We start from the raw sequence: 12,085 nt of genomic DNA, 5'->3' as shown, positions 1-12,085 counted from the left end.
AGCGATCGCGCTACCATTCGCTCAGTCGTAGAAAAGCAACTGCAAGCATTTCAAAAAGACGATGCTGCTGGGGCTTTTGCCTTCGCCAGTCCCGGAATTCAGCAGCAGTTTCGCACAGCAGAAAACTTTATGCACATGGTAAAAATTGCCTATCAAGCTGTCTACCGTCCGCGATCGGTATTATTTGAAAACCTCGCCACTGTAGAAGGAATTCCCGCTCAGCCGGTGCTGTTGCTCGACTCGGAAGGCATCCCCATCCGAGCAATTTATCTCATGGAAAAACAGTTTGATAATAGTTGGCGAATTAATGGCTGTTATTTGGTTTCCCTAACATAATAATAAATTATGCTTACTTTTATGCTGAGCTTTTTTTGCTAACTCGCAGCATCTTATTCCCGCCTTTTTGAAACTCATAAGGAGCCTCTTGAATTTCTACACTAAAACTTCTCTTTTTCAATTCGGTGATGATCGGATTTAAGTGCTCGGATTCCTCCCCGCTAAAACTCTGCAATAGAGGAAATACGCGGACTTCCTTCGCAACCCGACACATTTCTGTAATTGCTGACCGATGAAATTCTTCCGAAAGCAGGTGAGAATAAGCAAATAAGAAATGGCTGCACAAAGCTAAATCAAATTGACCGTTCTCGAAAGGCAAAATGGGTAGCTCAGCATTCATGTAGCGGCCTTGCTGCAAGCCAGATGGAAAATCTTCTAAAAATTCCTGCATCGTCTTCATTCGCACGGAGCCTAGCTGGTACGGCGATTCAAAATTGTTCCACAGGTAGCCGTCTACATTTGCCTTGACAGCATCAATGACAGTGTGATATGTTTCTTGGATGCGATCGCCAATTTCCACCGCAGTAAACTGATAAACTGGATCGCAAGAAATTACCTTTTTACCTTGGCGAGTCATTTCGGCATTGAAACTCGCCGGGCCGCCGGCACAATCAAGAATTGCTAGCTTGAGGTCACTTGATGTCAAGCTAAACATTCCTATGTATTCATCCAAGCACCGTCCCCAGGGAATCACCTTATCAAGCTTAAGTCCCACGTATTTTTTACTCGCAAATAAGAGCAGATAATTATGATTATATCAATTTAATCCTTCAATTTCCCAATCTAAAATCTAAAATCTAAAATCTAAAATCGCTCGATCGCACAATTTTTATGATTCCACCTCTGGATTTTGCAGCGAAGCGAGGCTACACTGGACAGCAGGGAAAATAAACTAAAATCAACTAGCTAAATTGCTCTTGTTGATTACCAGGCTGCAACCAGGGAAGAAAGATGAAACATACCGTTCAAACCGCTACAAGTCTGAGTTTGTCAGCACTCCTGGTGCTATTGAGTTCGCTGCCCAGTATAGCTCAGTTGCCTGCCATCAGAAATCCGGATCCCGCTAGAAACCCAAACCGGCCGAGAGTACCGCTGCCACCTCCGGGTTCTAGTTTGCCGCCGATCGGCAATTCTGGATCGCTGGCACAAGAAGCAGCTTATACTTTAGGCTCGGGCGATCGCATTGGTTTAGAGATCTTCGGCGTCCCTGAATTCAGCAGAGAATATCAAGTGTTAGTTGACGGGACGCTCAATTTGCCAATCATTCGCAGCGTCTTAATTCAAGGGTTGACGCTGCAAGAAGCCGCTAACGTGATTACCCAGCGATACGAACCCTTCATCAATGTTCCCGTTATTACCGTGACTCTGGTCGCCGCTCGCCCCCTAAATATAGGTCTTGCCGGTGAAGTTACTCGCCCGGGTTCCTACAAGATTAATCCCACTAGAGAAGGAGGAGTAAAATTCCCGACTTTGATGGAAATGCTGCAACTTGCAAAAGGGGTGACATCAGCAGGAGATATGCGAAATGTCCAAATTCGCCGTCCCCGCAGAGGCGGGCCGGAGCAAGTTACTACTGTTGATTTGCAGGATTTTTTAGAGACGGGAAATTTGCGTCAAGACGTTACCATTCGAGATGGAGATACAATTTTTGTACCGACAGCAAGTGCCCTTAATACTCAAGAAGTCCGTCAAAGAGCCAGTGCTAATTTTTCCGCTGATATTACTAAACCAATTGGCGTGGTAATTGTTGGGGAAGTAAACCGGCCCGGGCCTTATACTGTATTTGCTTCGGATGTGCGATCGAGCAACCAACAAACAGAGTTGAGTTTTGTATCTATCGAGCAACAGCAAGGAGCCGTTGTGGGCCTGCCAACGATAACTAGAGCATTGAAAATTGCTGGTGGTATCACTACAGAAGCTGACATTCGCCGCGTGCAAATTCGCCGCCGAGTCAGAGGTGGCAACGAACAAACTATCATGGTAAATCTGTGGGATTTGCTGCAAAAAGGCGACGCAACTCAAGATATTTTGCTGCAAGAAGGAGATAGCGTGATTATCCCGACAGCAGCTAATGTAGACTTAGCTGAAGTTTCTCAACTCGCAACTAGCAGTTTTTCTCCGAACGCGATTAGCATCAATATTGTGGGGGAAGTTATCCGGCCTGGGGCTTTGCTGGTTCGGCCTAGTACATCCCTGCACCAAGCTTTGCTGACCGCAGGCAGTTTCAATCAATTGCGGGCTAACAAAGACAAGGTAGAACTATTGCGTTTGAACCCCAACGGTACTGTTTCTCGCCGCACGATCGACGTGGATTTTGCTCAAGGGTTGAATCCTAATAATAACCCAACTCTCCGCAACAACGATGTGATTCTTGTAGCGCGATCGGGTTATACTAGGGCTGCAGACAATATTAACAGATTCTTGCAGCCGATCGCAGGAGCTGTAAATGGGATCAACTCGGTTAGCGGGGTTTTTACTGGGTTTCAAGCAACTATCAACGCTTTTCAAAACTTATTTTTGGGAGGGGATTTCGAGCGGCGAAATCAGCTCAGAGAGATTCGCGAACAACGTGAAGACAGACAAGAGCAACGTGAAGACAGACAGCTAGAAAGAGAGCTACAACGTGAGGAAAGACAGCAGCAAGCAGAAGACAGAAGACTGCAACTTGAAGACAGACAGCGGCAAATAGATCTTCAGAATCAGCAGCTTCTGATTCAACAGCAGCAACTTCAGCTCCAGAATCAGCAGCCGCAGCAAATTCAGCCAACTACTCCTTGATATCTAGTCAGGTAAAATAACCATTCTAATTTTGTAGTGAGGACTTCAGTCCTCCCTACAAAACAATTTGATTTCGGTCGTTAAGCTCAAACTACACGCATCAAGTCCGCACCGAAGAAATTTAAAGTAATAATTTAAACACATATTATTTCAGAAAAATTGCGCGTTGTTCAGGGAGAATTCAAAACATTTAACAAAACTTTCCTGTATATATCTAAACCTTTGGCATTGAGGTGAACGCCGTCAATTGTTAAATCTGCATTGAGCTCATGTTCCTTAAACAATGCTTGTATGCCACGAGATTCAACAGTCACTTTTTCGGCGGCGGCTACTCGATCGATGAGAACATTGATTTCGTCAACTCTAGCAATTGTTCCTGCTGATTTAGAATTGTAGCTGGCGGCAAGAGTTGAGTAAAAAGCAGGAATCAGAATAATCTGTTTTGTTTCGAGCGATCGCATAATTGCGATCGCCTGTTTTAAATTGCTGACAAACTGGTCGTCGCTAATGCCGTACATAGCATCATTTGTGCCGATCGCCAAAATCGCTTTTTCGCAGGTAAACCGCTGTGGCACTACAAGTTTAAGCTGTTCTAGCAGCGAAACTGAACTCATCCCGCCGATGGCAAAATTAAAGTTTTCTTCACCCAAAGAATCGCCCAGAGCCGAGGAAATAGAGTCGCCCCACACACAGCCTTGATATTGCCGGTCTTTAATTTCTTGTACCTGATTGTACACAATAACTTGCCACCACAGTGCAGAGCTAACTGTATCTCCCGAAAGTTGGGGGTTAGCTAACACCTGAAACGGGATGTAAGCGCACAAAAACAAAGCCAAGACAACGGAGATTAACTTAAATTTAACTTTCATAAAACTTGCTTCAATTGGCTGCTACTTCAGTTTATGCTATTGCTTTAATTCACGGGCGATGTCACGAGTATTGTCGCCCAGATTATTCACCCATGCATACAGCAGATTCCACGTTTATGAAGGACACCCGCCTATCGATCTATCCCCGCCGCCGTAGGGATACGCGGCCGGGCCGTTCTACTCGATCGACCTGGAATACGCTGTAAGTGCGGACTGCTTTACCTATTCTCAGTATTGACTAGAACTAATTACCATCTAGTTCCCGGTTCCGCTCCAGCGCATTTTTAGGACTGTGGCAGCTTCGCCAGCGCCTTTGTGAAAGCCTCGAAGTCCTGCACAGCTTCATCTATTTTTGTAATAGCTGCATTCAGTCGAGTTTGATTGTCTGTCGTGGTTTCCAGAGTCGAGCAGTATTCCTTGGCTCGATATTTGCCTGCTGCCAAAAGCGCGATACAGATTGCAATGTGGTCAGTAATGGTAGTCATTGCTGCCCCCGCTGGTTATTACCATCGCCAAAAGCGCGACGGAGTAACTTCTTGGCTCAAAAAAGCTTCATTCATTTTATCGCTGACCATTGGCGCTCAGGGGGCTTAGGCGAGCTAAACAAAGGCGTAGTCAGCGACAGCAACTGCAAAATCTCACGCAATAGGGTGCGCGAAACAATTATTTTTTCATCGGGCAATGTAAAAAATTGCGACGCTGAAGTTTGCGTCTTCTGAGTTTGTGACATATTACTAAAGCTCCAACTGTTAAAATTGGGTCAGCATACACTCGATCCTAGCCCAACCCCAGAACCGCTAAAGCTTCCGTAAGTCTCCTTTGTTTAAGAGCTATAACGCAATCTAGCAGAAACTTAAAGATTAAATCCCTAAGAATTTAGTAACTGTTCCCAATTCAGAGCTATTAAGTTATGCTGGATCTGTATCAAATCAGCACTCATAGATCTCTAAAATTCTGATAGTCGTTTTGGCAGGCTTTTTTTTTAAGCCTCGCCACTAAGAATCGACTTTCCGATTAATACAAATGAAACAACCCTATACTCAGGAGTTCCTCCCAGCCAGGAACTCCTTTTTTTTGGCTCGTTTCTAAAGCAGAGTGAAGTGAGATCTTGTTCCTAAATACAGCGCTTTGCATCTAAATGGAGTACACCCCTCCCCCACCCTCCCCGAAGTTCGGGGAGGGTGCCCGATAGGGCGGGTGGGGTAAATGTACTTCACTCAATTGGAATCTGCTGTATATCAAACTGATGTAGTAAAATAATTCAGGAGTTATATATGTCTAAACCAGTTGACTGGACAGTTGGCATTCCCGCTAGCAAACTTATAGCCGTCGGAACCCTGGTCAGCGGCCGATTTCCTCTAGATGGAGCAAGTGCCAGAAACTTACTCTACCGCATGGATGGCAAGAACATTACCAGCTATATCGTCTACGATGACAGCGGACGGGCAATTAAGCGAGTAGACTTGACAGGAAAGGCTCATGCAAATGTGCCGACACCTCACGCCGTTGAATATAAACATAACCAAAACCCAGCAGGAGACATTTTCGTGCTACCTGAGAAAACAGTTAGGCTAGCTAGATTGGATGAAATACCCTAGAAATTATGTCCCTCAAACAAATATCCTTGAATGCAGATAAACTAAGCGATTTCCAGCAATGGAAAAAAGCCAACGGTGATGATTTCTCGCTTTGGGATTATCTTTTTGGAGCAGCTAACATTGAAATTGCCATAGCTTTCACAAAACTATTCTGGCCAGATTTTGTCGAACATGAAGGCGGTATCTTTTTGTCCGAAGCCTTTAACAGTCAAATATACGAACAGTGGAAAATCGAGCTGGGGAATGATGTCGCCGGAATTGAACAGGTGATGAACCACCAGCACGTTGATGACATTCTCCCCGGTGCCCAAAACGCTAGCACTGAGAATTTATTGTATTTGGGACAAGCATTAGCTCAGATGTGGGAAAGTCGCCTAAAATCGCTTTATCCTCAGCGCCGTTTTCAAGTTAAATGCGATCGGGAGGAACACACGGTTGTAGTGACATTTTTTCAAGAAAATTAATCAACCTTTCGCCCCCAACAATTCCGGCTGCAAAACCTGATTTAATTTGCCGCTGCGAAACCCCTCCAAATCCAAAGTCGCGTAAACAAAACCAAACTCTTGAAACACCGCGACTAATGCAGGCAAATCCGTATTTACCACAAACTCCTGAATCTCCTCCGCTGGTAACTCAATGCGCGCCGTATCTCCATCCGATCGCACTCGCAAATTTTTCAGTCCCAACTGTCGCAAATACCGTTCAGCGCGCCCCACTCTTTGCAACTTTCCAACAGTGATTTCTTCGCCGTAAGGAAAGCGCGAACTCAAACAAGGTTGAGCCGGTTTGTCCCACCAAGGCAAACCCAATTCTTTGGCCAACTGCCGCACTTCCAATTTAGTCATGCCTACTTCTGCTAAAGGCGATCGCGCGCCGCGTTCCTTCGCAGCCTGAATTCCGGGACGGTAATCCTTTAAATCGTCAGCATTAACCCCATCCACCACATAAGGATAACCCTTTGCTAGTGCTAGGGGTTTCAAAGTATCGTGCAGTTCGCTTTTGCAGAAATAGCAGCGGTTAACCGGGTTAGAAGTGTAATTTGGATTGGCCATTTCCTGAGTTTGTACTTCCTGGTGGGCAATCCCAATTTCTGCTGCTTGAATGCGCGCATCTTCTAAATCTTCTGGCAGTAGAGACGGGGAAACTGCCGTCACTGCCAAAGCGCGATCGCCCAACACATCAAAAGCGATTTTTGCCACCAAAGTGCTGTCAATTCCGCCGGAGTAGGCAATCAAAGCCCGTTCCATCTGTGCGAAAATATCTTTTAATTGTTCTAGTTTTTCTACTAACATAATTTCAACTTTTTGTTACAAACAGAGAAGTAAGAAAGCAAACTAAAGAAAGCAAGGATGAAGAAAGCATATCTCGATCGGGTTCCCTTTTTCCCTCGAACCTGTTCCTTTTTCCGACGGACATCGGACTTCTAATGCTATTCGGGATCGATACCGAGGGCTGCCAATCGAGCCAAAAGTTCTTGATTTCGCTGTCTTTCCTGTTCCAGCAGCGTCTCGGCTAACTCTTTGTCTTGCTGTTGGCGATCGGCTCGCTGGCGTTCATTTTCTGCCCTTTCTTCCGGCCACAAAAGCAGTTCTCCGCCCTCCGTCCACCAGCGCAGCCAATATCCCGTTCTACCTTCGCGAGTTCCCTGCCACACTCCCAAAAATAGATTTAATCCAGGTATTAAATAACGGCCGTTTTCATCAGGATTTTGATTGTCATAACGCTCTGATTCTAGCGCATAAACTTCTATTCTGCCTGTATGCGGCCGAAAAATGACATAGCGAGGAACTTTGATTACTTGTTCGTAAAAAAACCACTTACCGATTTCTTCTGTGTGTTCGACAGAGTATTCGTCGCCGTAAGTAGCTGATAGAAATTCCATCACTACAAAAGGGACAGTTCCTTCGGTATGAGGCGTGTAACTGCGGCGGGGATAGTTGTGAGGCCAAGGTTGAACTGGCTGCACGTACATCCAGTCTGGGGCTTTGCAAATAGTGCGATCGTCCACAGCAGCGCACAAAGCAAAATTAGAAACTATTAGTGCGTCTTGCATTAGTTCCGGGGAATCCACTACAGACTGGCGCAAACCGTTAGAGATTAAAGGATGTTCTATATTTTCCACGGGGTCGTCTGGTAGGATGAAATCATCGGGTAGCAGCGGCCAAGTAATCTTGAGCTGCGATATCGGTTTGTGAATTACAGTAGTCATAAGTCACCTCATTTTACGAATAAAAGTTTGAGTTTTAGTCGAGATTGCCGATCGATAACCTTGTCTCTATCTTAGCGCGCTAAGTCGATAATAAAATTGGTTTGTAGTGAGGACTAAAGTCGTCACTACAAACTATTCCTCTGCAGGTGCGGAATGGGCATTTTAAAATTCTCTACGGGAAAATATGGCGATCGCAACTGACAGCAGCAGCACCAAATACAGCAAACCGTACCCAGCATCTGTAATCAAACCCGCCAAGTAAGGAACTTGTCCGTAAACAGCATCATTTCTCAAATTGAATCTGGCTAAATCCGGCAAAACCAGATAAAGTCCCATCATCAATTGTTCAATGCCAGGATTTTTAGTTAACTTGCCCAAAGCCACTAAATCCCGCGTCGAATGTCCCATCAAATAAACGCCAAATGTCAGTAAAGTTGCCAGCAGCGAACTGCTAAAAACCCCAAATAAAATCCCGACACCGGCCATCAGACACAGCTCAAACCAGAGAAACAACGAAGCGATTAAAATGCTTTCCAAAGGGAAAGGAATGCGGCTCACACTCAGAATAGCCAGATAGATAACAGTCATTGCCGCTACAAGCACCGCCAGCACCGCCGACAGCCCTAAGTGCTTGCCCACAATTAACTCAGCCCGACTTATCGGCTTAGCAACTAACAGGTAAACAGTGCGCTTTTCAATTTCTTTGTTGACCAATCCGGTAGCCACAAAAACTGTGGCAATTAGACCGAGAAGGCTAATAGCAGCCAAACCGACATCTAAGATAATTTTCTTCTCGGTTGTCGCAGCCAATTCCGGTATCAACCGTACCGAGGCTGCCATCAACAGAGCAAAAATAATAATTAAGTAAAGGATGCGATCGCGAATTACTTCCCAAAATACATTAGTCGCGACTGTCAAGATTCTTCTTAAATTCATCTAGTTATTAACCCGCTGGAAACTTTCGCCATACTTTAATATAAGGAAGAATGAAGGGCCCCAACGCGCAGTGAATCGGGATTTAACGGATTTAACGGATTGGATGTTGAGGGAAGAAGTCCGAGGTTCGAGGGAAGATTCTCCCCAATCTCCCCTTCGTACCCTTTCTTCTGGGACACTCTCCTAACTGCGGGAGACAGGCTCAAACTTGACTGTCTCTGGCAGTTCCATCTTTTTTCTGTCCGGGTTGAGAGCGTTTGATCGCATCGCAGGTTACAGTCGCCCTATTGCCTATATCGAACACCTCGCAAGATTTGGTAAACGAATATATTTCCGGTCTAAAAACCAGCCCCAGCCAAGTTGCCTGCATCTCTAACTGATAGCGGGACTCTCCTTGGACGATCGAAGTTTTGACATCCCAGCTCGCATCTTCTGGGACTAACCCAGTTGTTTTTAAGGCTTGATTCTTCAGAAAAAATCGCTCGTTGTCAATATCTATTAACATTTGCTCTACCTGCGCCCACGGTTTTGTGCTGGCTTCTTTTTGCAGATATCGCTCCATTGCATTGAGGATGACAACTCCTCGGGAGCGATTAATAGTTGGCTGTTGAAATGTCACCACATAATCGCTTTCCCTCAAATCCTGCGATAAAACGCTCGGATATTGTTGTATCCAACCTTGAATTAAAAAGTGAAAGGCAAACCAACAGGAAAAAAGCAGGTGAACTAGGGTAATTATCAAAAACTGAGGGCGCACCAACGACCTGATACCTTCCCGTTTTGACTCGCTCTTCCAAATATCTATGATAGCAAGAACTACTACTGCTATAAGTGGGCCCGATATCCATGCTATTTCCTTCCTATCCGATGGCAATCTTACCAGCAACCACAAGCCAATTAAGATACTTGTCACCCACGGACTCAGACTTACTCTGTTAATCACAAAAGGTTGCTGGCTGGTCAGCAAACCCATTGAAAGTGTAAAAAATAACCAGCTCATATCAAAAAGCAGAGTTCTCGTCCCCCAGTCAGTGACTGCGGCCACTGATAGCAAAGCTAAAAAGATGCTGAGCAGTAAAGGCGTCTTCCAGTGGACAACTTTAGGCGGAATAATCGCCTTTTGGACTTTTTTATTGGTTTCCCAAAGGTTGTTCGTCAGCTTAGTGAGTTGCTGAGTGACATCAACAAATTGCTTCATCATAGATTTCAATAGACGCTTTGCAAAAACAACACGGTTAAAATAACGACATTGCTAACAGTGTGGGCGATTAAAATTCCACCAAACTGGGTAGTTACTTGAAAAGTTTTTTTGGGAGGACGGCGGGTGAGGGTGGGCGGTCCTAAAAACTGAGGTTTGGAAGCTTTTTTATTGCCTAAAACCATGTTTTCTATGATTTCTAATCCCTGCCATTTAGCTATAAAACTTACTGCCAATACTGAGACTGCTATCATAGTTAGTGGAGCGTAAACATCCTGGCCTCGACCTAATAAAATATAACCAATAAGCTGTTCCCGCAAATCTTTGGAAAGAACGCTTTCAATGCCGAAGAAAACTAACCAGCCTACGCAAGCGCAAGATAGATTGAGGATGGCTGTATATTCAACGCTGGTTTTGGGACCGAGTTTAAGTAGTTTTTGCAGAAACCACGATTCGATTGCGATCGCCAAAAACATAATTAAAATTTGCACCAAAACAGTCCGAAATGGGAAAACACTCGCAATCATAAGCCTTCAGGTATATCAGTCCGTGTTAAATTTTAATTGTACACCACAAGCGGAATAATATTAACGGCAGGTTGGAGTCCCTGATTGCGTTTGATCGCTGCTTAAAAAATAGGGGGTTAGGACTTATCGTATAATCTTTTGAGATCCGCCAACAGAATGGAAAAATTAAACATTCAAGGGGCGCGATCGAATACCCACCCCGATACAGACTCAAATAACTGCTGATTATGGTAAGGAATGGCATTGGTATTCGGACAGCCTCATCCCGGTCGGAACGGGCCTCCGGTCAGATTCACGTCTACGACGGCGCTGGTAAAGGCAAGTCTCAGGCAGCTTTGGGAGTAGTGTTGCGCTCGATCGGGCTGGGTATCAATTCTGACTCGCCCACGCGAGTTTTGTTGCTGCGCTTTCTCAAAGGCCCCGGCCGCTCCTACGACGAAGACGGGGCAATAGAAGCCTTGCAACGGGCATTTCCGCACTTGATCGACCAAGTGCGCACCGGCCGTGCCGAATATTTTGGGGCCGAAGCAATCACCCGCTTTGATCGCGCAGAAGCTCAGCGAGGCTGGGATATAGCCAAAGGAGCGATCGCAAGCTCGCTCTATTCCGTGGTGGTACTAGACGAACTAAACCCCGTATTGGACTTGGGTTTGCTGCCCTGTGACGAAGTAGTCCAAACCCTCAAAAACAAACCAGAATATTTAGAAGTAATCGCCACAGGCCGAGCGGCCCCGTCCGCTTTGCTGGATATTGCCGACTTGCACTCAGAAATGAAGCCCCACTATCACCCCGCAGCGGCCGAGCATCATATTTCAGGTATCGAAATATACACGGGAGCGGGCAAAGGCAAGTCTACGAGCGCTTTGGGCAAAGCTTTACAGGCAATAGGTAGGGGTATCAGTCAAGACCAATCTCACCGCGTGTTAATCGTGCAGTGGCTCAAAGGCGGCACCGGTTATACAGAAGATGCGGCGATCTCGGCTTTGCGGCAAAGCTACCCGCAGCTAGTAGACCACCAGCGGTGCGGCCGGGATGCTATAGTTTGGCGGGGACAACAGCAAGAGTTAGACAGCATCGAAGCAGAACGCGGCTGGGAAATCGCCAAATGTGCGATCGCCAGTGGCTGGTACAAAACGATTATTCTCGACGAACTCAATCCCACAGTAGACTTAGAACTGCTGCCAGTAGAGCCGATCGTAGAAGCCCTGCTACGCAAGCCGCGGGATACAGAAATTATTATCACCGGGCGCTGCCACAAACCCCACGCTTACTTTGACTTGGCAAGCGTACACTCCGAGGTATACTGTCACAAACACTACGGCGATCGGGGCGTAGAACTAAAGCGGGGCGTAGACTTTTAAAGCCCGGAGCGGTACTCGGTTCGATCCAGGCCAGAATTATTAAATGACGGCCCTGCCTGGAAAACCGTCCATTGCCACAAAGCCTTGTTACTAAGTAACAAATCTCTCAATTTCCCTTGTCTTCCCGATCACCCAGATCTGCCTTTTTTAATCTTTAATTTCCTCCCCCGGACGCGATCCCCGACCGCCAATCCAGAATGGAACATTAAGAATAGGAGCCGCGTCTTCTTGAGCGTGAGCACCTGAGACTGTGCAAAAGGGTTATTAAAGGGT

Annotated in this window: 13 protein-coding genes; 5 read left to right on the top strand and 8 right to left on the bottom strand. The window is 45.9% G+C overall.

From position 1 onward, the window contains the following. Positions 1 to 336, top strand: a 336-nt coding sequence (locus tag ACUVJL_RS18010; protein ID WP_445247111.1) for a DUF4864 domain-containing protein, incomplete at its 5' end; no start/stop codon positions are given. A gap of 19 nt (positions 337 to 355) precedes the next feature. Here the strand turns inward: ACUVJL_RS18010 and ACUVJL_RS18005 are convergent. Further along, complete coding sequence (locus ACUVJL_RS18005) at positions 356 to 1,051, bottom strand: class I SAM-dependent methyltransferase (protein ID WP_445247110.1); 696 nt, start codon at positions 1,049 to 1,051, stop codon at positions 356 to 358. A gap of 236 nt (positions 1,052 to 1,287) precedes the next feature. On the opposite strand from ACUVJL_RS18005, the gene ACUVJL_RS18000 reads away from it, so the two are divergent. Then, complete coding sequence (locus ACUVJL_RS18000) at positions 1,288 to 3,114, top strand: polysaccharide biosynthesis/export family protein (protein WP_445247109.1); 1,827 nt, start codon at positions 1,288 to 1,290, stop codon at positions 3,112 to 3,114. 170 nt (positions 3,115 to 3,284) lie between these two features. Here ACUVJL_RS18000 and ACUVJL_RS17995 read toward each other — a convergent pair whose 3' ends face one another. Together ACUVJL_RS17995 and ACUVJL_RS17990 are read right to left on the bottom strand one after the other, a co-directional pair. Continuing rightward, entirely contained in the window at positions 3,285 to 3,983 is a 699-nt protein-coding gene (locus ACUVJL_RS17995; protein WP_445247108.1) for an SGNH/GDSL hydrolase family protein, read from the bottom strand. A gap of 284 nt (positions 3,984 to 4,267) precedes the next feature. Then, positions 4,268 to 4,468 carry a hypothetical protein gene (locus ACUVJL_RS17990; protein WP_445247107.1) on the bottom strand — a complete coding sequence of 67 codons (201 nt, stop codon included), beginning with the start codon at positions 4,466 to 4,468 and terminating at the stop codon, positions 4,268 to 4,270. Between the two features lie 789 nt (positions 4,469 to 5,257). Between ACUVJL_RS17990 and ACUVJL_RS17985 the strand changes: the two genes are divergently transcribed. Next, positions 5,258 to 5,581 carry a polymorphic toxin type 24 domain-containing protein gene (locus ACUVJL_RS17985; RefSeq protein ID WP_445247106.1) on the top strand — a complete coding sequence of 108 codons (324 nt, stop codon included), beginning with the start codon at positions 5,258 to 5,260 and terminating at the stop codon, positions 5,579 to 5,581. A 5-nt stretch (positions 5,582 to 5,586) separates the two neighbouring features. After that, a complete protein-coding gene (locus ACUVJL_RS17980) occupies positions 5,587 to 6,045 on the top strand; it encodes a hypothetical protein (RefSeq protein WP_445247105.1) in 459 nt (152 codons plus the stop codon). Here ACUVJL_RS17980 and larE read toward each other — a convergent pair whose 3' ends face one another. From larE to fraC, 5 genes are all read right to left on the bottom strand, one after another. Next, a complete protein-coding gene (gene larE / locus ACUVJL_RS17975; RefSeq protein WP_333130802.1) occupies positions 6,046 to 6,873 on the bottom strand; it encodes an ATP-dependent sacrificial sulfur transferase LarE in 828 nt (275 codons plus the stop codon). 137 nt (positions 6,874 to 7,010) lie between these two features. After that, entirely contained in the window at positions 7,011 to 7,790 is a 780-nt protein-coding gene (locus tag ACUVJL_RS17970) for a Uma2 family endonuclease (RefSeq protein ID WP_445247104.1), read from the bottom strand. A gap of 162 nt (positions 7,791 to 7,952) precedes the next feature. Then, on the bottom strand, positions 7,953 to 8,726 hold the full coding sequence (locus ACUVJL_RS17965) for an ABC transporter permease (RefSeq protein ID WP_445247103.1): 774 nt from the start codon (positions 8,724 to 8,726) through the stop codon (positions 7,953 to 7,955). A 202-nt stretch (positions 8,727 to 8,928) separates the two neighbouring features. Then, on the bottom strand, positions 8,929 to 9,927 hold the full coding sequence (locus ACUVJL_RS17960; protein ID WP_445247102.1) for a DUF5357 family protein: 999 nt from the start codon (positions 9,925 to 9,927) through the stop codon (positions 8,929 to 8,931). Between the two features lie 5 nt (positions 9,928 to 9,932). Continuing rightward, entirely contained in the window at positions 9,933 to 10,451 is a 519-nt protein-coding gene (fraC, locus tag ACUVJL_RS17955) for a filament integrity protein FraC (protein ID WP_445247101.1), read from the bottom strand. Between the two features lie 227 nt (positions 10,452 to 10,678). Between fraC and ACUVJL_RS17950 the strand changes: the two genes are divergently transcribed. Continuing rightward, a complete protein-coding gene (locus tag ACUVJL_RS17950; RefSeq protein ID WP_445247100.1) occupies positions 10,679 to 11,812 on the top strand; it encodes a cob(I)yrinic acid a,c-diamide adenosyltransferase in 1,134 nt (377 codons plus the stop codon). Positions 11,813 to 12,085 lie beyond the last annotated feature (273 nt).

This window comes from Microcoleus sp. OTE_8_concoct_300 (genome assembly GCF_031383065.1).
GTDB lineage: Bacteria > Cyanobacteriota > Cyanobacteriia > Cyanobacteriales > Microcoleaceae > Microcoleus.
This window is presented reverse-complemented; position numbering and strand designations above follow the sequence as displayed.

What these genes read in the sequence shown, in the direction of transcription:
- ACUVJL_RS17970 (WP_445247104.1), bottom strand. Translation starts at nt 7,790, where the DNA reads ATGACTACTGTAATTCACAAACCGATATCGCAGCTCAAGATTACTTGG.
- fraC (WP_445247101.1), bottom strand. Translation starts at nt 10,451, where the DNA reads ATGATTGCGAGTGTTTTCCCATTTCGGACTGTTTTGGTGCAAATTTTA.
- ACUVJL_RS17990 (WP_445247107.1), bottom strand. Translation starts at nt 4,468, where the DNA reads ATGACTACCATTACTGACCACATTGCAATCTGTATCGCGCTTTTGGCA.
- ACUVJL_RS17995 (WP_445247108.1), bottom strand. Translation starts at nt 3,983, where the DNA reads ATGAAAGTTAAATTTAAGTTAATCTCCGTTGTCTTGGCTTTGTTTTTG.
- ACUVJL_RS17980 (WP_445247105.1), top strand. Translation starts at nt 5,587, where the DNA reads ATGTCCCTCAAACAAATATCCTTGAATGCAGATAAACTAAGCGATTTC.
- ACUVJL_RS17960 (WP_445247102.1), bottom strand. Translation starts at nt 9,927, where the DNA reads ATGATGAAGCAATTTGTTGATGTCACTCAGCAACTCACTAAGCTGACG.
- ACUVJL_RS17965 (WP_445247103.1), bottom strand. Translation starts at nt 8,726, where the DNA reads ATGAATTTAAGAAGAATCTTGACAGTCGCGACTAATGTATTTTGGGAA.
- ACUVJL_RS17985 (WP_445247106.1), top strand. Translation starts at nt 5,258, where the DNA reads ATGTCTAAACCAGTTGACTGGACAGTTGGCATTCCCGCTAGCAAACTT.
- ACUVJL_RS17950 (WP_445247100.1), top strand. Translation starts at nt 10,679, where the DNA reads ATGGTAAGGAATGGCATTGGTATTCGGACAGCCTCATCCCGGTCGGAA.
- ACUVJL_RS18000 (WP_445247109.1), top strand. Translation starts at nt 1,288, where the DNA reads ATGAAACATACCGTTCAAACCGCTACAAGTCTGAGTTTGTCAGCACTC.
- larE (WP_333130802.1), bottom strand. Translation starts at nt 6,873, where the DNA reads ATGTTAGTAGAAAAACTAGAACAATTAAAAGATATTTTCGCACAGATG.